General features: G+C 38.2%; 18 protein-coding genes. 7 read left to right on the forward strand and 11 right to left on the reverse strand.

Annotation, left to right across the window (positions count from 1 at the left end):
• Positions 1–3 precede the first annotated feature (3 nt).
• The 4 genes from mnmG to dusB all read right to left on the reverse strand — a co-directional run bounded on the left by mnmG (position 4) and on the right by dusB (position 5458).
• Entirely contained in the window at positions 4–1866 is a 1863-nt protein-coding gene (gene mnmG / locus FKG96_RS03450) for a tRNA uridine-5-carboxymethylaminomethyl(34) synthesis enzyme MnmG (RefSeq protein WP_149105139.1), read from the reverse strand.
• 50 nt (positions 1867–1916) lie between these two features.
• Positions 1917–3758, reverse strand: coding sequence for an ABC-F family ATP-binding cassette domain-containing protein (locus FKG96_RS03455; RefSeq protein ID WP_149105140.1), 1842 nt, complete (start codon positions 3756–3758; stop codon positions 1917–1919).
• A 237-nt stretch (positions 3759–3995) separates the two neighbouring features.
• The gene (gene apaG, locus FKG96_RS03460; protein ID WP_013664593.1) at positions 3996–4382 is read right to left on the reverse strand and encodes a Co2+/Mg2+ efflux protein ApaG; all 387 of its coding nucleotides are present in this window, start codon (positions 4380–4382) and stop codon (positions 3996–3998) included.
• Between the two features lie 74 nt (positions 4383–4456).
• Complete coding sequence (gene dusB / locus FKG96_RS03465) at positions 4457–5458, reverse strand: tRNA dihydrouridine synthase DusB (RefSeq protein WP_149105141.1); 1002 nt, start codon at positions 5456–5458, stop codon at positions 4457–4459.
• Between the two features lie 128 nt (positions 5459–5586).
• On the opposite strand from dusB, the gene FKG96_RS03470 reads away from it, so the two are divergent.
• Both FKG96_RS03470 and FKG96_RS03475 read left to right on the forward strand, forming a co-directional pair.
• Entirely contained in the window at positions 5587–6522 is a 936-nt protein-coding gene (locus tag FKG96_RS03470) for a CPBP family intramembrane glutamic endopeptidase (RefSeq protein ID WP_149105142.1), read from the forward strand.
• A 17-nt stretch (positions 6523–6539) separates the two neighbouring features.
• A complete protein-coding gene (locus FKG96_RS03475) occupies positions 6540–7340 on the forward strand; it encodes a phosphatidate cytidylyltransferase (protein ID WP_149105143.1) in 801 nt (266 codons plus the stop codon).
• Between the two features lie 82 nt (positions 7341–7422).
• Here FKG96_RS03475 and hisS read toward each other — a convergent pair whose 3' ends face one another.
• Positions 7423–8814: a histidine--tRNA ligase gene (gene hisS, locus FKG96_RS03480; protein ID WP_013664597.1), complete on the reverse strand. Its 1392-nt coding sequence runs from the start codon at positions 8812–8814 to the stop codon at positions 7423–7425.
• A gap of 172 nt (positions 8815–8986) precedes the next feature.
• On the opposite strand from hisS, the gene FKG96_RS03485 reads away from it, so the two are divergent.
• Positions 8987–9499: a DUF2911 domain-containing protein gene (locus FKG96_RS03485; protein WP_013664598.1), complete on the forward strand. Its 513-nt coding sequence runs from the start codon at positions 8987–8989 to the stop codon at positions 9497–9499.
• Positions 9500–10031: 532 nt separating this feature from the next.
• Positions 10032–10505: an Lrp/AsnC ligand binding domain-containing protein gene (locus FKG96_RS03490; RefSeq protein ID WP_013664599.1), complete on the forward strand. Its 474-nt coding sequence runs from the start codon at positions 10032–10034 to the stop codon at positions 10503–10505.
• Positions 10506–10810: 305 nt separating this feature from the next.
• Here the strand turns inward: FKG96_RS03490 and FKG96_RS03495 are convergent, their stop codons facing one another.
• The 3 genes from FKG96_RS03495 to FKG96_RS03505 all read right to left on the reverse strand — a co-directional run bounded on the left by FKG96_RS03495 (position 10811) and on the right by FKG96_RS03505 (position 18163).
• Positions 10811–11794: a pyruvate dehydrogenase complex E1 component subunit beta gene (locus FKG96_RS03495; protein WP_013664600.1), complete on the reverse strand. Its 984-nt coding sequence runs from the start codon at positions 11792–11794 to the stop codon at positions 10811–10813.
• A gap of 88 nt (positions 11795–11882) precedes the next feature.
• Positions 11883–14795 (reverse strand): PD-(D/E)XK nuclease family protein, encoded by a 2913-nt coding sequence (locus FKG96_RS03500; RefSeq protein ID WP_149105144.1) that lies wholly within the window; start codon positions 14793–14795, stop codon positions 11883–11885.
• Positions 14796–14818: 23 nt separating this feature from the next.
• The gene (locus FKG96_RS03505; RefSeq protein WP_149105145.1) at positions 14819–18163 is read right to left on the reverse strand and encodes an exodeoxyribonuclease V subunit beta; all 3345 of its coding nucleotides are present in this window, start codon (positions 18161–18163) and stop codon (positions 14819–14821) included.
• A gap of 49 nt (positions 18164–18212) precedes the next feature.
• Here FKG96_RS03505 and FKG96_RS03510 point away from each other — a divergent pair, with 49 nt between their 5' ends.
• Positions 18213–18707 (forward strand): thioredoxin family protein, encoded by a 495-nt coding sequence (locus tag FKG96_RS03510; RefSeq protein ID WP_130854620.1) that lies wholly within the window; start codon positions 18213–18215, stop codon positions 18705–18707.
• A gap of 108 nt (positions 18708–18815) precedes the next feature.
• Entirely contained in the window at positions 18816–19178 is a 363-nt protein-coding gene (locus FKG96_RS03515) for a TM2 domain-containing protein (RefSeq protein ID WP_013664604.1), read from the forward strand.
• Between the two features lie 19 nt (positions 19179–19197).
• Here the strand turns inward: FKG96_RS03515 and FKG96_RS03520 are convergent, their stop codons facing one another.
• Positions 19198–20748 (reverse strand): glycoside hydrolase family 10 protein, encoded by a 1551-nt coding sequence (locus tag FKG96_RS03520; RefSeq protein ID WP_149105146.1) that lies wholly within the window; start codon positions 20746–20748, stop codon positions 19198–19200.
• Between the two features lie 240 nt (positions 20749–20988).
• Between FKG96_RS03520 and FKG96_RS03525 the strand changes: the two genes are divergently transcribed.
• Positions 20989–21957 carry a hypothetical protein gene (locus FKG96_RS03525; RefSeq protein ID WP_149105147.1) on the forward strand — a complete coding sequence of 323 codons (969 nt, stop codon included), beginning with the start codon at positions 20989–20991 and terminating at the stop codon, positions 21955–21957.
• 9 nt (positions 21958–21966) lie between these two features.
• Here FKG96_RS03525 and FKG96_RS03530 read toward each other — a convergent pair whose 3' ends face one another.
• Both FKG96_RS03530 and fabD read right to left on the reverse strand, forming a co-directional pair.
• On the reverse strand, positions 21967–25689 hold the full coding sequence (locus FKG96_RS03530; protein WP_130854617.1) for a HAMP domain-containing sensor histidine kinase: 3723 nt from the start codon (positions 25687–25689) through the stop codon (positions 21967–21969).
• Positions 25690–25782: 93 nt separating this feature from the next.
• A complete protein-coding gene (gene fabD, locus FKG96_RS03535) occupies positions 25783–26670 on the reverse strand; it encodes an ACP S-malonyltransferase (protein WP_013664608.1) in 888 nt (295 codons plus the stop codon).
• Between the last annotated feature and the right edge of the window lie 39 nt (positions 26671–26709).

Below are 26709 nucleotides of genomic sequence, written 5' to 3' on the forward strand. Positions count from 1 at the left end.
ATATTAATTTGACATATGAACCATAAGAACACTAACGTCAGCTGGTGATACGCCGGAAATTCGAGAGGCTTGACCGAGCGTTCTCGGTTTTATCTTTATAAGTTTTTCCCGAGCTTCTTTTGAAAGGGATATCAGTTGATTATAATCAAAATGCGGATTAATTTCTTTATCCTCCATTTTCTTCATTTTATTTACAATCTCAATTTCTTTATCGAAGTAGCTATCGTATTTTACCTTTATTTCGGCCTGTTCTATTATTTCCTCGGAAAAATCAGCGAGCAAGTCCTTTAAGCTACTATTTGCTTCAGCTAAATTCCAGATATTTACCTGAGGTCGAGTAAGGACATTGAACATTTTTATATTTTGGGTGAGTGGACTGGAAGATAATTTTTCCAATATTGGATTCATTTTAGAAGCTTCAACAGACGTTTTGCGAAGGTACTCTACTATCTCATCAGACTTGCTAATTTTAGTTTTCACTTTATCTAAGGCCTCTTCCGAAGCTAAACCAAGTTGATGGGCCAATGGTGTTAGTCGAATATCAGCATTGTCCTGTCTTAAAAGTAATCGATGCTCTGCTCGAGAAGTAAACATACGATAAGGTTCTTCTGTACCTTTTGTCACTAAGTCATCAATCAAAACACCTATATAAGACTCTGATCTTTTAAGTATAAGTTCATGTAGATCGTTAATTCGTTGATGCGCATTTATACCGGCAATGAGGCCTTGACTTGCTGCCTCTTCATAGCCGGTGGTGCCATTAATTTGTCCTGCAAAAAATAGGTTTTTTACCTTTTTTGTTTCAAGTGTTAAATCCAATTGCATTGGCGGAAAATAGTCGTATTCAATCGCATACCCAGGTCTAAACATTTTGGCATTTTCAAAACCTGGAATTTGCCTCAAAGCTTTGAATTGTACATCTTCAGGCAGTGATGTGGAAAAGCCGTTAACATAAATCTCGTGGGTTCTCCATCCCTCGGGTTCAACAAAAATTTGATGTCTATCACGTTCGGCAAAGCGATTTATTTTGTCTTCTATAGAAGGACAATACCGAGGGCCCAATCCCTTAATTCTGCCAGTGAACATCGGTGATTTTTCAAAGCCTTCTTTTAAGGTATCATGAACATTGGTATTCGTATAGGTGATCCAACAGCAGCGTTGCTCTTGAGGCAAATCAATGGATTGATAAGAGAAGCGACCTCTTTTCTCGTCTCCCCACTGCTCTTCCATTTTGGTATAGTCGAGCGTTCTTCCATCTACACGAGGAGGTGTTCCCGTTTTCATACGACCAGACTCAAAGCCAATTGAGATGAGTTGCTCGGTTAATCCAGTGGCGGCCTTCTCGCCCGTTCTACCTCCACCAAATTTTTTTTCACCGATATGAATAATACCATTTAGAAAAGTGCCATTCGTTAATACAACTGCATCCGCTTCGATTCGTATTCCCAGTGACGTAATAACACCTTTTGCTCGTCCTTGAGCTACAATAATTTCTTTAACGGTATCTTGCCAAAAGTCTATGTTTGATAATGATTCCAATTGGAGTCGCCATTCTTCAGCAAAACGCATTCGGTCGTTTTGCGACCGCGGGCTCCACATGGCCGGACCTTTAGATAAATTCAACATTCTAAATTGAATGGTGGTTTTATCAGCGATTATCCCGGAATAACCACCTAGCGCATCTATTTCGCGAACTATTTGACCTTTAGCAACACCTCCCATGGCAGGATTACAACTCATTTGAGCAATTGTACCCATATTCATAGTAATGAGTAGCACTTTTGATCCTAAGTTAGCAGCCGCTGCCGCCGCCTCGCATCCGGCATGGCCGGCACCTACAACAATAACATTATATTTTGAAAACATAACTCGTCGTGTTTCACGTGAAACATAATAAAATGTTTCACGTGAAACGTTTATATTAATTCTCCTAATTCTATCCAGCGAACACTCTTTTCTTCTAGATCGTTATTTAGTACTTCTAGTTCTTTCGAAAGTATCGTAATAAGTTGATGATCTGTAGTAGATAGCAATTGTTCGGTTTTTTCTTTAATTGTAAATTCTATATGTGCAATTTCCTGCTCTAAAATCTCAAATTCTCGTTTCTCTTTAAAAGATAACTTGACCTTATCTTTTTTAGGTTCAGTAGTGTTTGATGTTTTTGTTTCTTTCTTTACTGGGTTTTCCTCTAGTTTGAAATCCGAATAATTTCCATTATAGATTCTTATTGGCTGTTCTTGCTGAAAAATGAATAATTGATCGGTAAGTTTATCAATAAGGAAGCGATCATGTGAAACAAGAAGTAAGACTCCCGTATAATTTTCTAAAAAATTTTCTAAAACATTTAGGGTATCGATATCTAAATCGTTGGTTGGTTCGTCCAGTATAAGAAAGTTGGGATTCTTGATAAGAACACGCATTAATTGAAGCCGCTTCTTTTCGCCGCCACTTAGTTTTTCAACTAAATTGTATTGCTTTTCGGGAGTAAAAAGAAAATGAGTTAAGAGCTGAGATGCAGTAATGGTCTCCCCTTTTCCGGTTGTGATGTATTCAGCTACTTCTTTGACAACATCAATTACTCGTTGCTTTTCGGTGAAATTTAATCCGCCCTGCTTATAATAACCGAAAACAGTTGTTTCCCCTGTGATGATTTCACCACTGTCAGGTAACTCTTGACCGGTAATTAAATTGAGAAAGGTAGATTTACCGCTACCGTTTTTTCCTGCTAAACCGATCCGATCTCCTTTCTTGAAAATGTAAGAAAAATTATCAACTATGGTATGCTTTTCGAATGACTTATTAATATGATTCAGCTCTAATATTTTATTACCTTGTCTACTTAATTTAATGTCTAAACGAAGGCTGTCCTTTCTCTTATCACTTTTTGTTTTTTCCTCCAAATCGTAGAATGCATCAATTCTTGCTTTTGACTTGGTACCGCGTGCCTTGGGTTGGCGACGCATCCATTCAAGTTCCTTTCTTAATAAGTTTTTATTTTTCTCTAGAGATGCCGTGTCGGATATTTCGCGTTCTGCCTTTTTTTCTAAGAAATACCCGTAGTTGCCTTTATAAGAATAAAGGTTTCCTTCATTAAGCTCCTTTATTTCGGTGCAGATATTGTCTAGAAAATAGCGGTCGTGCGTTACGAATATAATAGTTTTCTGTCCGATCGTTAGCAAATTTTCCAACCACTCAATTGTTTCAATGTCTAAATGGTTGGTTGGTTCATCTAATATATATACGTCCGGTTCGTCTATTAATAACTTGGCTAAAGACAGTCTTTTTCTTTGTCCACCTGAAAGTTTGTTGATTGGTTGTTCTAAATCAACAATACCCATTCTATTCAAAATGGTCTTAATATTATTTTCAAAATTCCAGGCATCTTTAATGGTAAGTATATCTGCCAATTCCTGTAGACGGGGATTACTCGTTTGCTCTGTTCGTATAAGAAAGTCGTACTCCTTTATGAATTGTTGGATATCATTGTCTATGCTATAAATAAAATCTGACACGAGCGTCAGATTTTCAAAGGAAGGTTCTTGTTCGAGATAGCCTATTTTCAGATCTTTGGTTTTTACTACTTTTCCTTCGATAGGGACCGTCTTTCCGCTAAGAATTTTTAACAAGGTAGATTTGCCCGTTCCGTTAATGCCGACAAGCGCCACCCTATCCCCCTTCTGCAAACCAAAAGTGAGGTCCTTAAATAGCCATCGATCACCAAAGGTATGGCTTATACGCTCTACTGATAATATACTCAAATTATAATATTGTTATTTGTTATATGTAAATATTTATTTTACAAGTAGTTATGTATTAAAATGCTAATTTTATGTTGGCCACCATCTTTTACCATAACTATCAAGCTTGACAGTTCTTGAAGTTATTTATCATACTAAATTGCGCCTAGCCACACGCATTGGGACTAACTATCAAAGAATACCTAAATTTTTGTAAAATTAAGTAATATCTGTCAATAGAAGGGGGTATTGAATATATTAATTGAGCTTATGGTCGGGAATTAAATGGAATTTAGGAATGACTACATCAAATACCGCTCCGTCTATTTCCCTCAACATTTGATAGCTGCCCTGCATACTGCCCATGTCGCTCTTCAAGTTGCATCCTGATACATATTCATACCGTTCTCCAGGCGCAATGAGCGGTTGCTGGCCAATTACTCCTTCACCTTCTACTTCTCTATGTGTTCCATTTGAGTCAAATATAAACCAGTGTCTTCTTAATAATTGAACATTGTAGTCGCTCATATTTTCTATGGTGATTTTATAAGCAAACATGAAATGTTCGTTTTCCGGATTTGAATACTCCGGTTGGTATATTGCCTCTACCGAAACTTTAACACCTTCAGTAATTTCAGTAACCATTCTTTTCTTATTTTGAGGCAATATAGGAAATGGAGAATTAAAATAGAAATACTCCGTTATCAATTTTTGTTCATTTATACATCAGTCGTGACGTCCGCGAACTGAAATGCTATCTCATCTAAAACTTCATTAATGTCCGGCACTTTATCTAGGCTTACTAGTTTCATTCTATATTCTTTGAAATTGGGAATACCTTTGAAATAGTTTGCGTAATGTCTTCTCATTTCGAATATACCTGTTTTCTCACCCTTCCATTCTATTGACTTTACGAAATGAGTCTTACACACATCCACTCGTTCTTTGATGGTAGGACCGTCAAGGTAGGTACCTGTTTCAAAAAAGTGCTTGATTTCGCGAAATATCCACGGGTAACCGATAGAAGCTCTGCCAATCATGATACCGTCAACTTCATATTCTAAACGCCAAGCAGCGGCCTTTTCAACGCTATCTACGTCCCCGTTACCGAAAATAGGGATATGTATTCGCGGATTTTTTTTTACCTTTTTGATTAAACTCCAGTCAGCACTTCCTTTGTACATTTGTGATCGTGTCCTCCCGTGTATACTAAGTGCTTGTATCCCAATATCTTGTAGTCTTTCCGCTACTTCATAGATATTCTTGGTATGATCGTCCCATCCAAGTCTTGTTTTCACGGTTACCGGTAAATGCGTGGCATTAACTACGGCGTTGGTCATTGCTACCATCTTATCAATGTCTTGCAATAAACTTGCCCCGGCCCCTCTACAAGCTACATTTTTAACCGGGCAGCCATAATTAATGTCAATGAGATCCGGTTTGGCTAAAGTGGCTATTTCAGTAGCTTCTTCCATACTTTTGATATCACTGCCAAAAATTTGAATACCGATGGGACGTTCATATTCGAAAATATCTAACTTCTGCTTACTTTTAGCCGCATGTCTAATCAGTCCTTCAGAAGAAATAAATTCGGTATACATCATATCTACCCCATTCTGTTTACATACATACCTAAAGGGCGGATCACTCACATCTTCCATTGGAGCAAGCAGCAACGGAAACGCTCCTAAATCAATATTATTTCCTATCTTGACAGACATTATCTATATTAAACTCAATCATTAAAATAATTTCCTCTACAAATAAGCTTTTAATGGCAGAGGAGAGATCTATAATTCCTTTATATGCAACGCGATTATATTGCATATAAAAGGCAATTTATCTAAGTTTGCAAAAATATAAAAAATTGAGTGCTTATCCTTATAATCGTTCTGATAATCATCCAAGTATGTCTTTTCTTTACTTACTCATTACGGTATTGCTTTCTGCTACCGTTTTTAGTTTAGTGGGGGTGTTTATTGGTTTTTTACTTTTTGGGCGTGATGTTTTGCAAATAGGAGCCAAGGGTTTTACCGGATTAACAGCGGATGAGTTAAACTTTATCAGTATATCACAGATTTTTTCAGCGATAGGAACATTTGTGGTTCCATCCCTGTTGCTTAATCGAATAGAAAAAAACAACCGACCGTATTTTGATTTATCCTTTAAGCCTAATGTTAAGCTCTATGCATTGATTTTATTATTAATGGTGGTGTTTTCACCCTTTTTTGAAATAACAATCTTATTGAACGAGCAAATGCATCTTCCGGATTTTATGAAGAATATCGAACAATGGATGCGCGCGAAAGAAGATGAAACCGGGGCTTTGACGAATGCCTTTTTATCCCGCAAATCTTTCACCGGGTTGATTATTAACATCTTCATGATCGGAATTTTAGCAGCCGTTGGTGAGGAGTTTTTATTCCGAGGATGCTTACAGAACATTTTTATTAAGTGGATCGGGAAGCCGCATATGGCGATATGGCTAACGGCAGCCATATTTAGCGCAATCCACGTTCAATTTTATGGATTTCTGCCCCGAATGTTAATCGGTGCTTTATGTGGATATTTATACTTTTGGGGACGAAGTATCTGGCTTCCGGTAACAGCGCACTTTATTAATAATGTATCAGCTATTCTTATTGCCTATTATCTTGTTAAATCAAACAAGCCTTTGGATTCACTATCATTTGAACTTAATCAGTGGCCTTTGGCGATCGCCAGCTTATTTGCGGGTATCTTCGTTCTGTATTTCTATAGACGAAAAGCGAAGCAAATAAATTAAAAATCATTATTACTCACATGAAAACGCGCGCAATAACAGGTTTTTTCTTCGTTTTAGTTATGCTGGCATCTGTACTTTCAGGGGCTTATGCATTTAGTATATTCTTTATTGTTTTAGCCATTCTTAGCTTAATCGAATTTTATAGATTAATAGATAAAGAGGGTGTAAAACCTGATCGTTTGGGCGGTACCTTATTGGGAATAGTTCTTTTTATAATCGTGGCACTACTGGATTTAAATTTTGTAACGCCTTCTGCATTATTGTATTCTGTTCCTCTTTTAGCCTTTATTTACATACGGGAGTTATATCGAAAAAACGAACGGCCTTTTTACAATATCGCACTTACTTTTTTAGGTGTTATCTATGCAGTAATTCCTTTCCTGTTTTTTTTCAGACTCGGATTCCTGGGAGGTCATTATGAATACTATCTTCCTATGTCGTTCTTGTTTATGCTTTGGGCAAATGATACCGGTGCATACCTTGTGGGTATGAAATTTGGTAAAACGAAGTTATTTGAACGACATTCGCCTAAGAAGACATGGGAGGGCTTTATTGGAGGTGTAGCTTTAAGTGTTGGTGTAAGTCTTATTTTACACCATTATTATGCCAATCTGGCTCGCTGGGAGTGGTGTGTGATAGCGGTTATAATTTCTGTATTCGGAACCTGGGGAGATTTAACGGAATCTATGTTGAAGAGAAGTTTTCAGGTAAAAGATTCCGGATCATTGTTGCCAGGACATGGTGGATTATTGGATCGATTTGACGGCTTGCTGTTGGCGGCGCCTTTAGTCTATTGTTTTTTGAAACTGGTTGCCTAAGCACGAGGTGTTCGCAGTCTCCATCGGGCCGATCATATTTCTGCCTGACTTCAAGACAGGCAGAAACAAGATGTGATACTTTTTAGTTTGGGTCAGCGGTGTTTATAAGATAGCTGAAGAGATCATCAGCTGCCATTTTTTCTTGCTCGCCCGTAATCATCTTTTTTATAGTTAACATACCGGAGGAGAGCTCTTCTGCCCCTATGAATATAACATAAGGAATCTTTTTCTGGTCGGCATAAGTTAGCTGCTTCTTAAGTTTTGCAGCTACTGGATAAAGCTCACTTGCTATTCCGTTTTTTCTTAAGGTTTGGAGTAGACTCAACGCATAATCTTCGGTAGACTGATCAAAGTTTGTTACCAACACCTGCGTTGTTTTTGTTGTACTCTCCGGAAATAGATCGAGTTCCAAGAGTACATCATAAATACGATCGGCTCCAAAAGATATTCCTACACCGGTGAGACCCGGTAAACCAAACATTCCGGTTAAGTCATCATACCTTCCGCCTCCGCCTATACTTCCCATAGAAACTTCGTTGGTTTTGACTTCAAAGATGCTTCCGGTATAATAGTTTAATCCCCTGGCAAGGGTAATATCAACTTCTATATAGGGCAATGCATTGGCATCTAATTTTTGCGCATAAGCCAGGACCATTTCAATTTCTTCGATTCCTTTTTGCCCCATTTCTGAGCTTTTCAATACTTCCTTTAAGGTGGCTAATTTATCGACATTGCTGCCTGATAAAGTAATAATAGGATCTAACATTGCAAGCTCTTCCGTTGAAAAGCCTTTAGCCGCTAGTTCTTGTTTTACACCTACCAATCCAATTTTATCCAACTTATCGATAGCTACGGTCATATCGATAAGTAGTTCGGGCTTTCCTATAATATCCGCAATGCCGGCCAGTAGTTTTCGGTTATTTAGTTTAATGACGAAGTCTTTTAGACCGAGGGATGACAGCGCTTCCTGGTATACAAGGATAAATTCCGCTTCATTTAACAAGCTTTCTGAGCCAACCACATCTGCATCACATTGATAGAATTCTCTATATCGACCTCTTTGTGGGCGATCTGCCCGCCAAACGGGCTGGATCTGGAAACGCTTAAAAGGCAATGTGATCTCATTTTGATGCATTACTACATATCTAGCGAAAGGGACCGTAAGATCGTAGCGTAAGGCTTTTTCAGCGATAAGGGGCGTAATCGAATTTGAATGAAGTGTTGCAAATTTTTCGGCGGATATTTTTGAAATGAAATCACCGGAATTGAGTATTTTAAATATGAGCTTATCCCCTTCCTCTCCATATTTACCGGTTAAGGTTTGCAAATTTTCAAACGAAGGGGTTTGTATTTCCTGATACCCATATTTCCTAAATACGTCTTTTATTGTATTGAAAATATAATTCCTTCTCTCCATTTCAAGTGGAGAAAAGTCACGTGTACCTTTTGCTAAAGATGGTTTAATTTGTGCCATGGCACAAACTTAGATAAAATTTTACTCTTTCAGATTGCTTAAAGCTATTAAGCGGAGGGGTTAACCAATAAAAAAGGAATTTTTTCTAATCAACCTACAAATCAAACGGAGCATACAAACAAAGCTTCAAAATAAATGTTTTATAGAGACATTATTATTTATCCATTAAATCATGAAAAGAAATTTAATTTTGGGTGCCATCCTATTATTTATGGGCCTAGGCGTTTATGCGCAACAAGATAAAAGTAAGCGCGCTAGTCCTCCTGACAGCCTTCGTATAACAACATCATCGGGAGTGACTATATCGATCAATTATAGCAGACCCTCTGTTAAAGGGAGAAAGGTGGGTGAGGATATTGCCCCGGTAGGAAAAATATGGCGGACAGGTGCTAATGAAGCAACAACTTTTGAAGTAAATAAAGACGTTACAATTGAAGGAAAAGCATTGAAGGCGGGCAAATATAGCTTACACAGCATACCGGGCGAACAAACTTCAACTATTATTTTTAACAAAGTATGGAAAAAATGGGGACTCGATTACGATGAAAAGGAAGATGCATTACGTGTAGAGGTTCCGACGGAACAGAATAGCCAATCAGTAGAACAGTTTACCATATCGGGTTCTAAGGAGGGAAGGATAGAATTGATGTGGGGGACATATAAAATAGCTTTTACGGTAAAATAAGAGATTAAAGGATTAAATGACTTCCATGAAGTGGATGATTAATCGTTCATTTCATGGAAGTCATTTTTTATGGTGTGTATACGGACATCATGTAAGATAAGTACGACCTAATTTCCTTAAAACTTTTGTATAAATTTTATTAATAAAACGTATTATCAAATAAAAGGTTTAAAAAGTTTCTCGAATGAGAAAAAAACTCGTTATTTTTGACAAAATTTTTAAAATATAGGCATTCAATTAAAAAATATATATTTGGTATGGTGATATTTCGGGATAGGATGTTATTTTTTAAAAAGATGAAGCTCCTTTGGGAGAGGAGCTTCAACGCTAACCAATTATAAACCTATATTAAACTGAGGGGCAAAACCAGACAAAAGTTGAATTGTTTTTGATATCTTATCAATAACTTATTCCCTTCTGTTGATACAAACATAATAAAACTTCATAATATTTACCATATTTTTAATAAAATTTTTCATTTTTATAGATATTTTAAAAAATACCGTCAATAATTTATAAACATCAAAAAATCATGGAAAAAAAGTCTCAATTTTTAGAACTTGATAACTTAGATACGCAGATTTTATCTATTTTGATGAACGATGCATCAGTTCCATACACTGAAATTGCAAAAAAGCTAGTAGTTTCAGGTGGAACGATTCACGTTCGCATGAAAAAAATGGAAGAACTTGGCATTATCAGAGGTTCTAACCTAATTATTAACCCTCAATCTATAGGATTTGATATATGTGCATTCTTGGGTATATATTTAGAGAAAGGATCTCAATATAAAACGGCTGTTGAACAGCTAAAAGAGGTTAAAGAAGTGGTTGAATTGCATTATTGTACAGGTCAATATAGCATGTTTGCTAAAATTATATGTAGAGATACCAATCATTTACGTCATGTTTTGAATGAAGACATACAAGCTATTAAAGGAATAGCAAGAACTGAGACAATTATATCGCTAGAAGAGAGCATAAAGAGACAAATTTCACTGATATAGTACAAAAAAGGTAGTAAAAATGAGTAAAATGCTATTATTTTATTATTTTTTATATTTTACCTGTTCTTTAATAGAAGCTTTATTACCGCTTTGTTGTTCTGTAGGAGGATATGATGTTTATTCAATTTTCTCTAAAATAAGCGCATATTTTTGGAAAGGGTGTAGTCGTTAAGCTAATTACCGGATTCAAACGAGGAGGAGAACGTTTAATTATCTCATTCGTATTTGTCATAGGTTTTAGGAAGATGGCACAAAAAAAGCCTATCATTTAATGATAGGCTTTTTATTTAAGAGACGAATGTTTCTTATTTTACGTAAGAAACTTCTTTTACTGCGTTTATAATCTTTTTAATGCTAGGTAAAGCGGCTTCAATAAGCGTTGGTGCATATGGAAGAGGAACATCTGCAGAGGTAACACGAATAACCGGGGCATCTAAATAATCAAAAGCATTCTTTTGAACATTGAAAGCGATCTCTGATGAGATAGAGGCTAAAGGCCAAGCTTCTTCTACAATGACCAGGCGATTTGTCTTTTTTACCGATTCTATAATCGCTGCATAATCAATCGGACGCACGGTTCTTAAATCTAATAAATCGACGGAGATGCCATCTTTAGCCAACTCTTGGACAGCAGGTATTACGACCCGTGGAATCATCTTACCAAAAGATACAATGGTTACATCCGTTCCTTCTTGTATTTTATGTGCTTTTCCTAACTCTAAATAATATTCTTCTTCCGGAACCTCTCCTTTGTCTCCGTACATCACTTCTGACTCCATGAAAATTACAGGATCCGGATCAAGGATGGATTGCTTTAATAAACCTTTTGCGTCGTAGGGATTAGAAGGAACAACAACTTTTAATCCGGGACAGTTTGCATACCAATTCTCAAAATTCTGTGAGTGTTGCGCAGCTAATTGGCCTGCATTACCTGTTGGGCCCCTAAATACAATTGGACAGGAATATTGGCCGCCACTCATCGAGTGGATCTTTGCTGCACCATTGATCACTTGATCAATGGCTACCAATGAAAAGTTGAAGGTCATAAATTCTATGATCGGTTTTAGACCTTTCATAGCTGCTCCAATACCGATACCAGCAAAGCCTAATTCGGCAATAGGTGTATCGATAATACGCTTAGCTCCGAATTCGTCAAGCATGCCCTGACTTACTTTGTAGGCACCATTGTATTCAGCAACTTCTTCGCCCATCAAGAAAATTTTCTCGTCTTTGCGCATTTCTTCGACCATTGCCTCGCGAAGTGCTTCTCTGAACTGTATTTCTCTCATTAGATATAAGTAATGTATTTAAATCAATTTTTTGTACGCAAAAGTACTTTAAAAAACTGAAAATATGAAGTAAATGATCGCTAATTCATTAATATTCACTTTCGATTTCAATATCTTGATCTACACCTGACCGAAAGAATTCCTGATAGTGATCATTATAGGGTAAATCAATACGCGGATCATGTTTGAAAGGTATTTGTTGGTTAAAAAGGTCTTCTAAAACCTGTCTTAAGCGAAGCTCAAATGCTTCTTTAAAGCTGGACAAACTTGCTTCTGAAAGCAGAAATTTACTGCCTCTTGATTTGGTATAAAACAAACTACCTTCTTGCCTTAATCTTCTTGCCACATACAGGTTCGGCTCCACCCCTATCTTGCCGGTTTTTTTCTCATAGATATACGTATAAAAGAGTGTTTGCAAGAGGGCTTTATTGAATTTTCCTGAAGATGGATCAAAAAGGGAATCGATATCGGTGTAGTCGAGCGCATCGCTTCCTGTTTTATAATCTACAATACGGATTTTCCCATCTTTTTCATCTACGCGGTCAATGATTCCATAGAGTTTAACAGATGATTCTTTCCCGTCGACTGTAATTGGAAAGTCAATGACATAATCTTGTTTATTCTCCAACTCGATAATCGTAAAGGGTGTATTCTTTAAATCATGGTGGATGAAAATCTGTGCATATTCTTTAACGATTTCAAGCACGATTTTTTCTGTGCTGGATGGGCTATTTATGTCAAAATAAGCAGGATTGCCATAAAAATCTTTTGCCGTTGCCTTCAGACACAAATGATCTAACCGGCTCAATTGATCTTTTATCCGTTGTGCGGTGATATGCGGGCTTACACGTTTAAGTTCTTCGTAAAACCATTGCATGATTTCATGTATAATGGAACCGATCCTATTTGCTTCAAAATCTTCGGTTAACAATTGGGGTTCCTTTATCTTAGCTACGTATTTGAGGAAGAAAAGAAGAGGAGATTGAAGAAAGGTTGTGAATGCCGTTGCCGAAATACCGGGACGTAGGCTATTGTCACGGTTCAAATAGGACTGCAAAATCTTCCCAATCTCATTCACCTTTTTTATTTCCATTGCGGGGGGCGCTTCGTTTGTTTTAATTATTTGTTGCTGCTTTAATTCGATGAAATTAAAGTGACTTTCGAATTGTAGTTGTTTGACAAATCGACTAATCTCTCCCGAGCTGTTTTCATCCACATGGCCATTATAAACAAGTGTAATTTGTTCGGCTCGCTGCATGAGTCGGTAAAACAAATAAGCGGAAAGTGCCTCTTGATTTTCCAGTACGGGGAGACCGTGAGCTCGGCGAATAGAATCAGGGATAAAAGTCGCTGAAGAGCTTGTTTTTGGTAAAATGCCTTCATTAACACCTAGTATATAAATTTCTTTAAAATCAAGATTTCTTGTTTCAAGAAGACCCATAACTTGTACACCGGATAAGGGATCACCCTCGATAGCAGCCGTTATTCCTTGCAGCGATTTCCTGATCAACGAAATTGTAAATTCGACGCTGAGTGAGGGGAGTGTGCTCAATGCATCATAGAGTTGGTTAAGTATCTTGAATACTTCTGTAAAAATAGCCGCGTCGGGATAAGTTAATAGCTCTTTTTCTTTTCTGATCTGGAAAATTTCGCGAATAATTTCCTGCAGGTTTTTGATTAGATATCTTCCGTCGGTTCTTTTGTCAAAGAAAGAGGTCCGGCTTACCGCTTGTAATTCGACAAGGGGTACATTTATATAATGATTGGTGTATATGAGTTGCTGAACTTGCTCTTTGATGGGATCAGGTGTATGAATAAGGGGATGGGAAAGAAAAATTTCGACATCTTTATAATATATAAGATCGCTCTTTTGCTGCAGATATCGTTCTTGTATCCTTAACCATAAGTCGACAATTCCATAGATTGGAGATTGTGAAATTGGAAATCCCATGGTTATATTAGTCTCTATTGATACCGGAATGCTTTGTAATGTTGGAATTAACAAACGTTCGTCTGCTAACAATACTGCTGTCAGGCCCTGACTGATAGCATCCGTGGATTTTTTATCAACAAGGAAGCTATCCAACAGCTTTGCCTGTGCCGTATAGCTTGTCGTTTGGACGATCTTAATATTTTGGTTACGATCTGCTAGCTGATTAAACGGGGCACCGAGTGCATGAAGCAATCCATGGCTGTTTAAATTACGACGGAGAAAAGCGCCGGCCTCTTGCTGAACGTCATCCAAATAGTATCGATCTACATCGAAATAAAAAAGTGCACGTTTCGCTTTTTGCCATTTTTTAAATAAGAGCGCTTCCGCTTTGTTCAAGGCATTAAAGCCGACGAAAACTAATTGCTTAAATTGGTATATATAGGACGGACTGGTTTCATCCCCTTTAGCAAAAGAGCGATAAAATTGGGAGTTCGTAGCTAGTCCACGTTCTTTTAATGCCTGATGAAAATCCGTATAAAGCAGTGGAAGTGTTTTCCAAAGTTCAATAAAACGATCCTGTATATAACTGTGTTTTTCGCTGTTGAAGGTCGACCAGAATTGAGCCATAAACGATAATTGTTCTTCCGAGAAATGAGGGAACTGTTTTTCTATTAAGGCAATATCGTATAATTCGGTATAGACCTCATTCGGTTCAACGAGGTCGTAGTCTAATTGAGCAAAATCATTTAAGATAATTTCGGCCATAGGATAGAATCGCTCTATACTCATTGTTTTTCCATCTATGCGTTGCTGGATGGCGTTGTAGCATTGATAGAGCGTAAGAATTTGAGTCAGTTTATCGGCCTCCCGCTCAACAAAAGCGTTATTGAAAAATTGTTGAACAGTAAAGAAAGAAGGACTCCAGATTGGTTTACCGATAAGCTCAGCTAAGTACTTCTTCATATACATTTCAGGACGCTTATTATTGAATATAATAGCAATATCCTTTAACTCTGAACCAAAGCGAGCGATTAAATCATTTGCAACTTCTTTTAAAAATGGGATCATTGTAAGCGAGATAAAGAGAAAGATTAAACTTCTACCAACCGGTTATTGAATGCATAAAATAAAAAGGTGCGTATATTTGGGTAACCCATTTCCTGTAAGTTCTGCTGGTATTCTTTCACCTGGGCAATATGTTGAGGTCTTTCCATTCCGGTAAACTTAAAATCCAATATGATCGTTTCATGCTCTCCAATTAATACTTTATCCGGGCGTAACACACTTCCGTCTTTCGTTATAATACGTTGTTCATTCAGACTTTGATAAGGCTTGTCCAAAAGCGCCGCTAATTGTTCATTATTACGAAGTCGTATGGCCTCGTCAAGTAAAGTCATAAGCTCATCTTTTGTAATCAAGCCCTCACTTTGCATTGCATGGAGATAATTTGGAAATTCCGCTATTTCAGTTGTCAGGGATAACAGCTCATGCAGCAATAAGCCTTGACGTGTTGCTGCGTTCTGTTCGCCCAGCGACAGCAGTTCCTTTTTTATTTTTCGGTTGTCTAAGGCTTCCTTTAACAATTCTGAAATAGGATATTTATTAAAGCTCCAATTGTAATTGGGTGGGCTTTCCCAGAAATCGATACACCCTTCTTGGTATTTAACCGGAAGTATAGGGGATTTTTTTATATCTTTAAAAGGCGTTGTTGATGGATAAACAATGCCATGGCTATATTCTATACCGAGTTCGTCGCTATGTAGTGCTAGTACCGAGCGGAGCACATCCGCAATTAAGGAGTCACTTTCTTTTCCTTCTTTAATATCAGGCGCACTTATATAAAGTTCCTTTCTGGCACGCGTAGTAGCTACATAAAGTAGGTTTAACGCATCCATATAGTTGAAAAGCATTTCTTCCAGGTATGCCTTGAATAGCGATGATTTGACCAGCATACTGTTGTATTTTACGGGAACACTTCGAAGAATTTCATAAGAGGTGCCACTTGTATCCACCCAAAAGTTGCTGTTAACCATTCCGTCAAGTTCCCAAGAGCAAAACGGAATCATTACAACATCAAATGCCAGGCCTTTTGACTTATGAATAGTCATAATTTCTACCGCATTACTGCCTTCGTTTGCCGGCAATGCCTTCGTTTTTCCTTCTTCATCCCAATAACTAAGGAAGGAAGCGATGCCGCGTTCGCCCTGCGAACTAAATTCAGCTATAATGTCCCTAAAGGCTATTAAATAAGGAATGGTGGCTTCATCATGGGTTATTCCATAGCCATTGATCAACGATTCAACTAATTCTGTTAAAGGGTGTTGTTGCCATACGTACCAATTATTAATGACAATAGGGGGCAAGATCTTTCCCCAGACTTTAATATCGTATTGCGTGGCATTTAACCAAATCGAGGCTTCGTCCTCTTGATTTAATCCGTAAACTTGTTGATAAAGAAGGAGGCAATTTGCTCGATAAAGCGAGGCCTCCTCTACGGGTGTAATCATAGCTTTCAGCGTGTTAATAAGCAAGCGTATGCCGGGATTGTTGACCAATAAAAGCGCATCTCCCGAGATTACCTCGAACTTATGAGATTCGTCCAGTTCCTTCTGAATGTGAAGTAAATACTCGATAATTTCGCGGGCCTCCGTGTTGTTTCGTACCAGAATACCTATTTGGCGAGCTTGGTATCTGCCCTCAGTCAACCAATTGATAATCGTGTCGGATAGCGCTTTTAAAGCTGCTGGTTTAATCTCTTTACCGCGTGTTTTTGCGAAGGAGCTCGTAACGGGAAAAAAAGAAACGGTAACCCTCCCTCCTTCTTCGCCTTTGTCGGAGGGGATTTTTTGGACGGTTTCTGCATAGGCGTCGGTTAATATCTGTGTATATCCCGAAGCCTGCCACCATGAATTATATAAGCTATCACCTATTTCGGTGTAAATCTTATCATTTATTATTTGTTGTAAAAGTTTAGGTGCTTGAGTAAATAAAAAATTGTTGAATTTAATGATATTGGGAAGGCTTCGATAGTTCTCTTGAAGCGTCTGAAAACGGATGTGATGATCGCCTAAATCTCTTGTGGACTGATATTGTAGAATCCGCCAGTCGCCATTTCGCCAACGATAGATGCTTTGTTTAACATCACCTACAATGAGGTGATGGGGAATCGATCGGTTCCCTTCTGTACTAGCCAGCGCATTCACCAACAGAGGTTGAAAGTTATACCATTGGTTCGACGAAGTATCTTGAAATTCATCGAACAGAAAATATTTATAACGATTCCCGACTTTCTCATAAATAAAAGAAATGTTTTGGTCCTGATGGCGATTGATTTCTTTCAGGAGATTTTGTGCATCACTAATAAGAGAGACGTCATGCTCTGCTCTGTAATCAGCAAGCAACACGCTCATTTCTTTTAGTAGACGTAGGTAGTAAAAATTAGCCTGAACCGCTTTTGCTAAAAAGTAAGTGCGACTATGTTCTTCTTTATAGTTTAGAATCTGCCGCAAAAGCGGATTCAGTTTATTATACAGGTCGGATACAGCCCCACTGACGCCATTCTTTTGCCACTTTTCCGGATTATCAATATAATCGGCAAACTTGTCGATGGCTTCTAAATTATCGGGAGCCAAGGACGGGATTTTAGGAATCAGGTTTTGCGATTTACGTAGAAAAAGGTCGCTTGATACCCCCGAGCTATTCACTATTTCGGTCGCAATTTTTAACAAGCGTTCGATTTCTTTTTCAAAACGAGTAATGAGTTCGTCCGAAAGATCGCTAATCGTTGTGAAAACCACTTGTCGATCAGCTTCGCTCAGCTGAGAAATGGCTTCGTCAAAAGGATGAAATCGTTCTTTGAAAAGTTCATCGGCAAGTTTTTTCAGTACCGTTGTATAATTCCAATTCCTGTCGTTCTCTATCTGCTTTCTGGCGTAATTGATAATCCACTGTAGCAAGTCATCACGATCGTTCAATAGTTTATTGAGCCGTACTACCAAATCTTGCTTCACTTTATCGCTATTCATTTCCAAGCGATAGGCTGCATTTAAGCCCAGTTCGAAGCTAAAACTTCTAATAATCTTTTGGTAAAAACCGTCGATTGTACTGATGGCAAATCGACTATAGTTATGTAAAATTTGCCTGTAAACCTCCATCGCTTTATGCTGTATATCTTGCCTGGAGAGTTGTGGATGGGCCTCTAATATAATATTGCGATAAGATTCGACCGCTTCGCTGCCTAGCGCGAGGCCTTCAATGACCGTTAAAATGCGGTGTTTCATTTCGGCAGTAGCCTTATTGGTAAAGGTGACGGCTAGAATTTCCGAAAAATGAACTTTACTAGTGAAGAGCAGACTGATGTAATGAGCGGTTAAGCTAAAAGTTTTCCCGGATCCGGCCGAAGCCTTTAATATTTTTACTGGAGGAAGATTGGCCATATTAAACAAAACGCTTTACTTTGTAAAGTACGTAAATTTATTCAGCGTGATGAAGAAAATCCTGGGCATATTCTTTATTTATATTGTTTTTGTTTTACAAGTAGCTGCACAGCAAGAAAGACAGAAATTGTACCACCCTGAAGCAGATGCACAATCTGAAATACAAGCAGCTGTCGAAAAGGCAAAAAAAGAAAGAAAGCATGTTTTTATCCAAATCGGAGGAAACTGGTGTGTCTGGTGCTTGCGATTTAATGAACTGGTTACCGGAAATGATACATTGAAGAATTATATACAACGTAATTATGAGGTTGTGCATGTGAATTATAGTAAAGAGAACAAGAACGAAGCCGTACTAGCTTCCTTAGAGTATCCACAGCGGTTCGGGTTTCCGGTATTTGTTATTTTGAACGAAAAGGGGAATCGGATTCATACCCAGAATAGTGCCTATTTGGAAGAAGGAAAAGGACATAGCGCCAAGAAGGTACTTGAATTTTTGGAGAACTGGTCACCCACAGCATTAGACCCGAAATCGTACAAGCAGTAATTTTTCAGGAGGATGTCTCGTGATGGAAATAAATGACGTATCATACTTTACTCATGAAGTTATGTAACAAAAGTGCTATATTAAGCTCCAATATTAAAAGTAAAGGTAATGAAAGAGCAAAAAATCTTGATGATGATTCCGGATATTGCACCGGAGGAAATGATATTTTTAAGGAGCGCTTTACAAGCTATTAAGGAAGAGAATGCAGAAGAATTTCTTTTTCTTTACAAAGGGAAAAGAAAAGGGACGCAAGAAGTGATGCTGATGACCTTAATAGGCTTTCTTGGCATTGCAGGCATCCAACGCTTTATGCTAAAACAAATCGGCATGGGCATATTATATCTTTTGACCTTTGGCTTTTGTTATGTCGGAACAATTGTAGATCTCATCAATCACAAAAGGCTTACGAGCGATTATAACGAACAAATGGCTCTTGAAACAATGCAGCTTATGCAAATCTATCGCGCTTAACTCCAAAGGGTTGCATTTGTCAGTTAGGTATCGTAGTCTGCATATTCGATGGCCCGCTTTCGTTTTTTAAGCGATCAATAGCTGTTATGACATAAGTGTATCGCGACCCTCCTCTGACAGCCTGATCGGTATAAAAGGTTCGATTCGCATCAAAGATTATTTCCAGGATATTTTGAGCATTATTTAAATTAATTTCCTCCCCTTCGTCAAATCGATACACAACATAGCCATAGGCCGTTTCCCCATCGGTTGCTATTGAGGGTTTATCCCATCGTAAGGATACACCGCCGGTAGTTAAATTATGATAGAGGAGATTTTGTGGAGCCAATGGAGGAATACTATCGAGCCAGGGCATGGTAGGTTGGAGGGATTTGTATCGATAGAAATTGTATTGTAAGGAATCCCTAAAGCCACCAAGATTATTCACAAGTGATTTGGAGCTAAAATAAACACTTCCTTGTATAGCCGAAAACTTCCTCAAGTGGCGAATTTGATTTGGAAGTTGACGTCTGTCCCTCCAGCCCGTGCTATTGTCCGCGGCTCGATAGGCGGCTTGTCCAATATATATATGCTTGCCGTAGCCATTTGTACTCCACCAATCGATGAGTATTTCATAGGCCGCAGCGCGATTATTAAAAGGGAAATATATCTGCGGATTAATATAATCAACCCAGCCATTTTGGAGCCATGTTCTTGCATCAGCGTACAATTGAGAATAACCACTTAAACCGGAAGTTTCAGAGCCTTCAGGATGTTGTTTTTTATTTTGCCAAATACCAAAAGGACTGATACCGAATTTTACATATTTCTTTTCGTGGTGGATACTATCTGCCAATGTTTTTATCAATTGATTGACATTATTTCTTCGCCAATCATCTATCCTTGAAAAGCCTTGTCCATAGCGTTGGAAAGTATTTGCATCGGGAATAGATTGTCCCCCCGCTGGATAAGGATAAAAATAGTCATCAAAATGAACGCCGTCAATATCGTAGTTTTTAACAACGGACATAATTACTTCCACAATGTACTTTTTAACTTCGGGGATCCCTGGATTGAAGAGCTTTTTTCCTGCATAAGTGAAAAACCAGTCGGGATGTTGTTTGGTAATATGATTGCTACTAACATTTGCTTCGTTTAAGTCGAAGGTAGCACGATAAGGATTAAACCAAGCGTGTAGCTCCATTCCCCTATTGTGGGCTTCTTGTATGGCAAAATCCAAGGGGTCATATAAAGGATTGGGAGCCTGTCCCTGGCTGCCGGTTAAGAAGCGTGACCACAACTCCTTTCCCCGTGCATATATTGCATCGGCGGAGGGCCTAACCTGTAGAAATATAGCGTTAATGCCCGCCCGTTGATGGGCATCTAAGAGCCGTAAAAGCTCTTGTTTTTGGATGTCTGAAGACAGGCCGGCTTTACTTGGCCAATCTATATTGACAACAGTGGATACCCAAACACCTCTTAGTTCTCTCTTAGGAATAGGATCTGTACTTTGTGCTTGCGTACTCAAGCAAAGAAATGGAAAAAGGTAAAATAAGAAGCCTAATGATTTATTAAAGAGGTGAATGTTCATCAAATATACAGTATTTGTTTCAGTAGCTTTTCTTTATAAAAAGCTGTAAAGATAAGTATAGTATTGAGTATGAGAAAAAAATTGAGCAAAAGTGTAACTGCTGATCGCGGTATGTATTGATAATAGTACAGGCGAAGGTTTATCACCATGAAAGCATACTGATATACTGCTTTTTTAGGATAATTGTTGTTGGAACAATTTTTGCTAATCGTTTTGAGCCTAATGTTTAAACGTACAAAAATGGAAGAGAATGATATAGTCTATAAACCGTCTGTTAAACTAGATAACAATCGGGGTGTTGAGCAGCAAGTAGACGTACAGGAACGAGGAAAAGACAATCCAAAGATTTATTTTTTCATTTTCGCTATTTTAGCGTTACTAGCTACGAACATTTATTTTTATATTAAATATAAGAGTTCCAGCGAACAACAAACAACGATATTGAGTGAGAAAATTCAGATGGAGACCGAGCTGGATAGGATCGAAGTGGAGTTGGACCGCGTTACCAAAGAAAACCTGAATTTAACGGAATCCTTAAAAGCAACACAAGATAATGCGCGGACCAAAATAGAGGAATTGCGTGCAAAACTGACTCAAAACGAATTGAATCGTACCGAGCTTCAAAGGGCGAGGGAGGAAATTGCCGAACTGAGAGGAGCAGTATCTAGGTATACAAAGGATATCAAGCAGTTGAAAAACGAAAATGCGTTATTGGTATCGGAGAGGGATCGTCTGAAAGAGAGTGTTACTACAGCGACAAAGAAAGCAAGCGAGCTGGAGAATATTAATAGTGAACTTGAACATAAAGTAGAAATTGCTACGGCATTGAAGCTTTCTTCGATCAATATAAATGCAGTTAGAGAACGAAAAAGCAACAATGAAAGTGTAGAGACCAAAGCAAAACGTACGGATAAGTTAAAGATAGAGTTTAGTATTGCCGATAATCCACTTGCAAAAAAAGCGATTTACGATGTTTACATCAGAGTGATAGAACCCAATGGAAATCTGTTGATTACAGAGAACCACATTTTCGAAGTAGACGGCGTAGAGATGCAATATACAGACAAGACGGGAATAGAGTTTTCAAACGACGGAAAACTTTATACGATTGAGTGGAAAGGCGCTGAAAATTTTAAACCCGGAACATACACCATTGTATTATATACGAATAAGGGAACCATGGGAAAGGGGACCATTCGACTGACGTAAACGGAAAGCTCAGAGTGGTATTTCTATAAAAAAGGTCGTTCCTTTACCGATTTCTGTTGAATAGCTGATCGAGCCTTTCATACTTTCAACGGTTTGTTTTACGAAAGCTAAACCCAGTCCGGTACCGGAGCTTTTGGTCGTGAAATTTGGCTGGAATATGCGATCTCGAACCTGTTCATCTATTCCATTTCCATTATCTTTAATGGCGATAATCAGCAAGCTTTTATTTCTTTTCACAGAGATATGGATTAAGCATTTTCCGCGGCCAGCCTTTGCTTCTATCGCGTTTTTAATGAGGTTGCTAAAGGATCTTCGGAGTTGGTCTTTGTCTCCTCTTACCATCACAGATCCCTCTGCCTGGTTGCTGAAAGAAATCTCAACGGCGGCGGTGTTGTTGTAGATCGGTATTATTTTTTCTATTGTATCGATAATATCCACGTCTTCAAGCTGTGTGTCGGGCATTTTCGCAAAATTTGAAAATTCGGAGGCAATAGTGGATAAACTATCGATCTGCTCAATGAACGATTTACTAAAGCGCTTGAATTTTTGGTCAAAATTAGGATCATTTTCCTTCCACGAGCGTTCTAGTAATTGCACACCGAGTTTTAAAGGCGTTAGCGGGTTTTTTATCTCGTGAGCCACCTGCTTAGCCATCTCCCTCCAAGCAGACTCCCTTTCAGATTGCGCTATTCTGTTAGCGCTTATTTCCAAAGCCGCAATCATGTTGTTATATTCTTTGATTAAGGAGCCGATTTCATCGTTTCTTTTCCAGAAAATGGGCTCATTTGTTTTTCCGATAGAAGTTTTTGCTAAACTTCTCTGAACTAGGCTTAAAGGCGAGGTAATCCGGTTAGCAATAAACACGGCAAATAAACCTAAAGCGACTATTACCAGTGCGTATATATTTATTAGCGTACTTAGCAACATCCCTATCCGATCCGCAAATTCCTTTTCGTCAGAAAAATAAGGAAGGCTTAAATAAGCAATCGTTTCGTCCTGATCATTTTTTATAGGGGCATAAGCAACCGGGTATTCTAAATTGCCGATCGCTTCCTTATGGAAATATTCAGATCGCCGGAATTTAGACATATGCAACCAAGCTTTGGCGTTCATGTGTTTTGACGTTAAGCCCAGGTCGTAAATCTTACTTTGGGTAGTATAAAATAAAACACCTTCTGTATTGTAAAGACTGATATCGGTTGCGTTTGAAGTTGCGGTATTGTAAAGTTCTTTTTCAATTTCGGGATTTTTGGCTTCGGTATTTTTAAAGGCGGATGATTCCAGCCCGGATGTAATGGTTTCTAAACCGGAAACCATTTGATTAATGCGTTTAACTGTATTTATTTCCTGTTGGTGTGCATATTGATTACTTACACTGAAGAAGGTAATAACACCGGCGATAATCAAGGTAATTACAACAGCCGAAACAACAAAAGCTTGTATACGTGTCCGATACAGGATCTTGTTTTGTGTTATCCAAAAAGAGCGCCTTACTGTTCGAAAACTGAAATCATAATTTTTAAAAGTTATAATCAACCATTGTGAGGCATAGACCGTAACCGCAAAAACCAGAAGTACAAGGAATAAAAAGGACAAGGAGGCTAATTGCATCCAAAGGCCTTGCCGATCTTTGCTTAATACCATTAATATATGCTCATTTGGTCGATACATGAGTTCCCCTCCCCCATTTACCGTGTTTACCCGAATAAATTGAAAACGTTCTTTTGGATAATCACGATCGTTTGCAGGAAAAAGATGATCCCCGAACTGATTGAGCAACTTTCCGTTCCGGTAAAGGGCAAAGGAATATTGCTCTAGATTTTCTTGCTTATTAAGTCGACCATTACTCAGGATTTCAGGAAAGGATGCATAACGCTCGAAGGCCTTACTTGTCAATTCAATTAATGTAGTGCCCACTTCTTTTCCATCGGCAATAACCGGGATTAGACCAAAATATAAAAGGCTTCCGAAATTGTTGTTAATGCGATAAAAATATTCCGAAACCTTGATGGAACCAGATTCCACCTTTTTTTTGTAATAAGCTAATTTTTGAACATTCTTAACCTCATTGGTGAAACCTTTTTTCAGTTCATATATGTTAAATTCGTAGCGAGAAAGGTAACCGCTGAAATAGGTTTGTTTGATGTAATCGTTCAGCACATGAACATTATACTTTTGAGGTTGTGAGAAATAGTTTATTAGATAATGATCTTTCGCAACCGTATTTTCTATGCTGTAAAAAATAAATACAGCATCCGGGTCGTCTGCCGACTCCAAGCGCTGCAAGATTAATTTCTGGGTTTCCAGTTCTTTATCATTAATAAACTTAGTCTGATTTAAGGATGCAATCCATGCAAAAAGCAGCAGGGTGGTAATGAATACAACTAAGTTAAAATCTTTCTTGCTGAAGAAAGTTAAGGCTCGCAGTAAAATGATGCTGCTAAAAAGAAAGAAGGATAAGGTCAGTTCGTTTATGAAAAGAAGAGTAACGCTGTAAACAACAAGTGTTATAAAAGACAACGTGAACCATTGGCGTTTGTGAATATCAAAGCTTAAACTAACTGCCATCAACACTTCCAACAGTAAATAAAGGTTGAGTATAACCAGGCATAAAGCAGAGATTCCCAGCCAGCTAAAAATATTGAGTTTCAAAACATTCGTGACATCGAATTGAATATTTGAATTTCCGATTAACCCACTAAAAACCTGAACAATTTGAGAACTGATCAGATAAATAAGAAGTGATGATATTACAAAAAATACTACTTTTAAAAAAGTATTGATAGAAGGCCTCTTTACAAAAAGCTGAAATCGATAATTGTAGATATAGCACATAAACCAGGCACCGGCAATTACATTCAATAAAAAGGCACCTAAAGAGGGGAAAACAAAGCTTGAGGCATAATATTTCGGATCAAAAATCTCGTTAAAAAAGTGAGTTGCGAGTAAACCATTAGATAAATCGAGGTATCTTGTCAGGATAAAAAATGAGAGAAAGGCCAAGGCTGACAACTTTACTTTTCCTTTACCTGCCATCCACGCGCAAACGCTGTTCATTAGAACGGTTGCAAAAAACATAGCGGCAAGCCACATCGCCAGCTCTAACTTGGAGAAGAGCGTATTGTATGTCTGTTGTTTCAGCTTCACCGAAAACAGGTATTTCCCATCGCTACTTCGTATATTATATACAGGATTATCGTCGTAATTGGCAATCGTCAGATTCTGGCTACGGATTAAATCCGGTGAAAAGTCCTCGTTGAGATAATCGTTTTTTAGTGCATATTTCGATTTAATAGGAATTAGGCAAACTACAGAAAATCCACCTTTTGATCTTTTAATCGCTTCATACCAACCATTATCTGCTACAATTAATGAGCTTCCTTCGGGTAATCCGGCATCTGATTGCGGCACGATCTTATCGGAGCCCCAAAAGGTCAGCTCGCTATTGGAATAGGTATATACCAGAACTTTTTTCTTTTCCCCAAAATATTGAACAACGTGCGCCGTTAATTTCTCATTGTTTTGAATGTCTTTAAGCGCATTAAAACTGGCACTATCTTTAAGAAAAGCTTTTATGAAGAGTTCCTTTTTATGTAGGTTCTGCTCGATCCGTTTTGCCTCTATCCGTAAAATTTCTTCCTTTCTGAAAGTTAAATGAATAGTTAGTGCCGTGCCAATAAAGCAGAGTGTTAGTACCAGAAGTAATACCCGTATTTTTAAAGAGTTATTCAAAGTAAAAAGTATTGCTTTTGGTAAAAATATGAAAAAACCTCATACGTATAAAGAAAACGTATGAGGTGTAGAAAGAATACGGTATCCGTAAATTTAGGGGAGCTGAGCAGCGGCGGTCTCTGCTTGCCTATTTACCTTCTTTACCAGTCCCTGTAACACATTTCCCGGACCTACTTCTGTAAAAGACGTTGCCCCATCGGCTAACATGTGTTCAATAGTTTGTGTCCACTTAACGGCACCGGTTAACTGCGCAATGAGATTTTCTTTAATTTTAGCAGGATCGGAATAGGCTTTGGCATCAATATTTTGATATACCGGACAGATCGGTTCTTTGATGGACACTTTTTCAATGGCTTCTTGCAATTCTGCGCGTGCCGTTTCCATTAATGGGGAATGAAAAGCGCCTCCGACATTTAATTTCAACGCTCTTTTTGCGCCCGCCTGCAATAAGAGTTCACAAGCTTTATCGACTCCCGCAATCGTTCCGGAAATTACCAATTGTCCGGGACAATTATAATTGGCAGGAACAACGACGTCACTAACGCGCTGGCAAATATCTTCGACCGTAAAATCGTCCAAGCCTAAAATAGCAGCCATGGTCGAAGGCTGAATCTCGCAAGCTTTCTGCATGGCGTTGGCCCTTTTGGATACTAAGATAAGACCATCTTCAAAGCTTAGCGCTTGGGCCGCCACAAGTGCTGAAAACTCACCCAATGAATGTCCTGCTACCATTTGTGGATCAAATTGATCGCCGAGTGCTTGAGCTAGAATAACGGAATGTAAAAAAATTGCGGGTTGTGTAACGTTCGTTTTTTTAAGATCGTCTTCTGTTCCTTCGAACATTATATCCGTAATACGAAATCCCAAGAGTTCATTTGCCTGTTCAAATAGATTACGGGTATTTTCTTTGTATTCGTAAAGATCCCGTCCCATTCCTACAAATTGGGCTCCTTGTCCAGGGAATAAATAGGCCTTCTTCATGCGTTTATGATTGTTTTAATGGATAATTAAGGAAAGAAA

The sequence above is a fragment of the Olivibacter sp. LS-1 genome (assembly GCF_008245145.1).
GTDB lineage: Bacteria > Bacteroidota > Bacteroidia > Sphingobacteriales > Sphingobacteriaceae > Olivibacter > Olivibacter oleidegradans.

What these genes read in the sequence shown, in the direction of transcription:
- mnmG (WP_149105139.1), bottom strand. Translation starts at nt 1,866, where the DNA reads ATGTTTTCAAAATATAATGTTATTGTTGTAGGTGCCGGCCATGCCGGA.
- apaG (WP_013664593.1), bottom strand. Translation starts at nt 4,382, where the DNA reads ATGGTTACTGAAATTACTGAAGGTGTTAAAGTTTCGGTAGAGGCAATA.
- dusB (WP_149105141.1), bottom strand. Translation starts at nt 5,458, where the DNA reads ATGTCTGTCAAGATAGGAAATAATATTGATTTAGGAGCGTTTCCGTTG.
- FKG96_RS03475 (WP_149105143.1), top strand. Translation starts at nt 6,540, where the DNA reads ATGAAAACGCGCGCAATAACAGGTTTTTTCTTCGTTTTAGTTATGCTG.
- hisS (WP_013664597.1), bottom strand. Translation starts at nt 8,814, where the DNA reads ATGGCACAAATTAAACCATCTTTAGCAAAAGGTACACGTGACTTTTCT.
- FKG96_RS03485 (WP_013664598.1), top strand. Translation starts at nt 8,987, where the DNA reads ATGAAAAGAAATTTAATTTTGGGTGCCATCCTATTATTTATGGGCCTA.
- FKG96_RS03490 (WP_013664599.1), top strand. Translation starts at nt 10,032, where the DNA reads ATGGAAAAAAAGTCTCAATTTTTAGAACTTGATAACTTAGATACGCAG.
- FKG96_RS03495 (WP_013664600.1), bottom strand. Translation starts at nt 11,794, where the DNA reads ATGAGAGAAATACAGTTCAGAGAAGCACTTCGCGAGGCAATGGTCGAA.
- FKG96_RS03500 (WP_149105144.1), bottom strand. Translation starts at nt 14,795, where the DNA reads ATGATCCCATTTTTAAAAGAAGTTGCAAATGATTTAATCGCTCGCTTT.
- FKG96_RS03505 (WP_149105145.1), bottom strand. Translation starts at nt 18,163, where the DNA reads ATGGCCAATCTTCCTCCAGTAAAAATATTAAAGGCTTCGGCCGGATCC.
- FKG96_RS03510 (WP_130854620.1), top strand. Translation starts at nt 18,213, where the DNA reads ATGAAGAAAATCCTGGGCATATTCTTTATTTATATTGTTTTTGTTTTA.
- FKG96_RS03515 (WP_013664604.1), top strand. Translation starts at nt 18,816, where the DNA reads ATGAAAGAGCAAAAAATCTTGATGATGATTCCGGATATTGCACCGGAG.
- FKG96_RS03520 (WP_149105146.1), bottom strand. Translation starts at nt 20,748, where the DNA reads ATGAACATTCACCTCTTTAATAAATCATTAGGCTTCTTATTTTACCTT.
- FKG96_RS03525 (WP_149105147.1), top strand. Translation starts at nt 20,989, where the DNA reads ATGGAAGAGAATGATATAGTCTATAAACCGTCTGTTAAACTAGATAAC.
- fabD (WP_013664608.1), bottom strand. Translation starts at nt 26,670, where the DNA reads ATGAAGAAGGCCTATTTATTCCCTGGACAAGGAGCCCAATTTGTAGGA.